This is a genomic window from Flavobacterium sp. FlaQc-49 (assembly GCF_044005985.1).
GTDB lineage: Bacteria > Bacteroidota > Bacteroidia > Flavobacteriales > Flavobacteriaceae > Flavobacterium > Flavobacterium cupriresistens.
In genome coordinates this window covers 1-336 of record NZ_JBIPCS010000041.1, presented here as the reverse complement: position 1 = coordinate 336, position 336 = coordinate 1, and the positions used below count along the sequence as shown (strand labels likewise).

Annotated in this window: 1 protein-coding gene; it reads right to left on the bottom strand. The window is 31.2% G+C overall.

Translation table 11 applies throughout. The features are described 5' to 3' along the window. Positions 1-336: hypothetical protein (locus ACHRV3_RS23000; RefSeq protein WP_395442797.1), on the bottom strand; the 336-nt coding region annotated here is incomplete at both ends.

Sequence of the window (336 nt, the reverse complement as noted above, 5' to 3'; positions counted from 1 at the left end):
TAATTGCTTTTAAACCATTAACAAAAATATTTTTTTGAGTTACATTGTCCAAAACAACATGACCATTTTGACCTCCAATAGAAACAATAACAGGAACGCCACTATCTCTTAAGGATTTTATATCGTTCTTCAACAATTGCTTATTGAAAACATTATTCGTCAAATATCTAGTATCATTTGTAGTTAATACTGGTGTATAACCATCACGATTAACAGTTTCTACGAAAGCATAATCAACTACGTTAAACTTACTTCCCACCATTTGAGAAAAATATAAAAATGGAGCACCGGCATTTTCCCAAGAATGCGCATATCCTAAAATAACTTTTGGAGGAA